Below are 2898 nucleotides of genomic sequence, written 5' to 3' on the forward strand. Positions count from 1 at the left end.
GCCACGAGGTATCGGTGCTATGATGGCCATCACTCAGTCCTTTTGTCGGTATGTTTCGGTTTGGCGATTGATCAGATCGCACAAAGCGGACTGAGTTTCTCTTATCTTTGAGATCTACTATTAGGAACAGCTATTTAGAGTCCTTGAAGCTACTATCCATTAAGAAATAGGTTATTAAGAGTGTTGCACGGTACCACTCACATTGCTCATGGGGCTTTTTAAAACGAGATAGATCTGATGTCACAAAGGACGGTGCTAGATCATAAACCGCATCATGAACAAGTGCATAAAAATAGGGTGGGAGTTTCATTGACAACCACGCTTTAGGGAACTCAACGAGCCTGCGATGTAATACATTAATATCAGGGCCTTCTTTACTCTCATCACTACGTTTAATCAGTTGAGTCATTCTCAGCCCCTTCATAATGCTTTCTGCTGAAAGCTCTCGCGAAATCGGTCATTGCCTCCCAAGACGTGACAGGATAGATATCCCAGTGTTGTTGAGATTGGGCTTTCTTCAATGTTGAGTCGTGTTCTCGCATCCATTCGTTATTTGGCGGGGATGGAAAATCCCAGTTTAAATTGAGGACCATGGTTCCACCGCCGTTTGCGTTATCCAATGCTCTCTTAGAAATATCCCATCCGGAATTGCCTTTTTCATCCTTGTCGAAAAGCGTTGTGACACCGTCATCCGACAGAATCACAATATGGGAGTTTCGAGGCCTTACATTCTCTATGTGTGTTTTTCTGAGAACGTGGATTGGGAAAGCCGTTGCACCACCCAAATAGTCGGTCAACACATTCAGGACTCGCTCTTCGTTCCTGACAAAGCCATCGGTTGTTTTGAACTGATTTTTGCCACTCCATAAGGTCACTTGAACGGCAGCACCAGCCCGCAATGCAGACAAACATAAAATGGTGCCAGCAAGCGTTGTGAAAGAGGTGAGTCGTTGTGGGTTGGGCATTGAGCCGGAGCAATCGACATATAAGTCTAAGTCACAAGGTTCTCGCTCAGGCTCTGAACCTTCATCAAAACCCCATTCTCGCTTGACCGTCGTGACGCCAGGAATTATCTCTTGGCTCATTGCCATTGAGCCGAACCAGTCTATTTCTTCAATCGGATCTCCCGGTTCCCACAGAGCCGTCCCTTCAGGGATGAGATCGGTTTTCACACATTGTTTCTTGGAAGGGAACGGAACCAGCATGGGTATTGAACGTTCTCTGTAGTACCGCACGGCAATTTGGTGATCGGAAAGATCAATTCCCGCTGATTTTAGGATTTCTCCATACTCAAAGGGCTCGCGAAATTGACCATTGCCAGATGATTGAGTGTGCTCAAGTTCTATAGGCCTTCTTGTGCCTGCACTGTCTGCGTTCGTTTCGCCAACCAAATCAGGGTCCAATGATGGGTGAATATTGTCCTTCTCACCTTGCTCTTTGTTCGACAAGCCTGATGGAAAATGTCCTGCTCCAGCATGCTTTGTATCCAATAACTTAGCGATTTGCTCGGCCGTATTTTTTTCCTCAGACAAATATGGCAACAGCAGAGAAGCAAACCGTGATGCGCCCTTGAGCCAATCCTCTGCGTAGACTTTTATAATCCTCGCCCCCAACCAAGCATCTCCTTCCATGGCATCGGAGTCTGATTTACCGCCAAGCGACCCTGATTTTAGTTGCCATAGCTGTTCGTAGATTCGCATGTAAAGCTGCCAAACTTTGCTCTGAGATCCGCCTTGGTCAATACGTTGATAGACCTCGTCCATTCGAAGCCCTTTTTGGCGTTGGAGGTAATTGTTGATTAACAGATCCGAATATAAGTTTGCGACCATACCTGCCCTATCTTCCAGCGTAGGCAGGCAGACATGAATTCGGGCAATCATGCGGGCATGATCGGTGAGGGTTGCAGGAGACAGAATATGGTGGCCAATTTCATGCGCAAGAATTTCGACGGCATAATCCTGAAGCTTGTATTTAGTGATAGCTTCTAAATCGACAACAACGGCCTGATCGCTTAAACGAATCATGGCGAAACTGCCATTTAAGCCTTGTTTTGAGGCCTCAAGGTGCGTTTGACATAGAAGGGGATTTCTTAATTGTGTGTAACGACTCCACACCGAAAGCGCTTCATCCCACGATGATTGCCACTGTTCTAAAAGTGATTTTCCGAACATCATGGCAAATCCTTACGGTCAATACGTAAACGTTCGGCGATGATGACCGAAAAGGTCTCTGTTGAAGTAAACACAAGGGTATCGTCGAGTAGGGCAACTGAATTAATATCAGCAATGTCATTGAAGCTATCGCAAGGTATTAATTGTCGGTCATTGACTATCTTCTGTTCAACTCTGTTTATGTCTTTTGCTAGCAACTTGTCTTCTGGTACTAAGGTTGCACCAAATGAATCGGCAAAAAGCCGCCAAACACGCGTATCAGATAACACATAGAGCTGTTCGTCTTCGATATACACTCTAGGTGTTAAGGGAAATTCACCACCAACGAGACTGCATTTACCAATTCGGTACCTTTCAACAACATCTGGGCCCTTTTCGCTTTTGGGGACCTGCCGCGATTGCGTCCATCTTTTTTCGTTTAACTGAAGAGTAAAAGCATCTAGGTTTTGACTGTCAGTGAGCTTAAACAGTTTTCTGACTAAGGGCTCTGGTAACGCGGCGATTTTCGTGAGTGCTATTTCTCTGTATTGCGCTAAGCCCGTCAACCAAGCACAAACACAGCCTGCCATCTTAAATTGCTCAATTGAACTAATTTCATCACTAAATAACTGATCCGAATAGTGCTACATTTTCGCCGTGCCGTGGCAACCTCCCGGGTACGGCGATACGTTATCCATAAAGTGCTTCACCTTCCTGAGCAATTGCCACATATGTTTACACCTGTGAT

Annotated in this window: 3 protein-coding genes; all 3 read right to left on the minus strand. The window is 45.7% G+C overall.

Features of this window, described 5'->3' with window-relative positions:
- Window positions 1-130: 130 nt before the first annotated feature.
- From GMA8713_RS25265 to GMA8713_RS25275, 3 genes are read right to left on the minus strand one after another with little or no spacing between them, the layout of a single operon-like run.
- The gene (locus tag GMA8713_RS25265; protein WP_062715386.1) at window positions 131-409 is read right to left on the minus strand and encodes a hypothetical protein; all 279 of its coding nucleotides are present in this window, start codon (window positions 407-409) and stop codon (window positions 131-133) included.
- Entirely contained in the window at window positions 393-2174 is a 1782-nt protein-coding gene (locus tag GMA8713_RS25270) for a hypothetical protein (RefSeq protein WP_198159588.1), read from the minus strand. Before GMA8713_RS25270 ends, GMA8713_RS25265 begins: the two co-directional genes overlap by 17 nt.
- Window positions 2171-2740, minus strand: coding sequence for a hypothetical protein (locus tag GMA8713_RS25275; protein WP_062715388.1), 570 nt, complete (start codon window positions 2738-2740; stop codon window positions 2171-2173). The genes GMA8713_RS25270 and GMA8713_RS25275 overlap by 4 nt, the downstream gene beginning before the upstream one ends.
- Window positions 2741-2898 lie beyond the last annotated feature (158 nt).

The organism is Grimontia marina, assembly GCF_900060185.1.
GTDB lineage: Bacteria > Pseudomonadota > Gammaproteobacteria > Enterobacterales > Vibrionaceae > Enterovibrio > Enterovibrio marinus.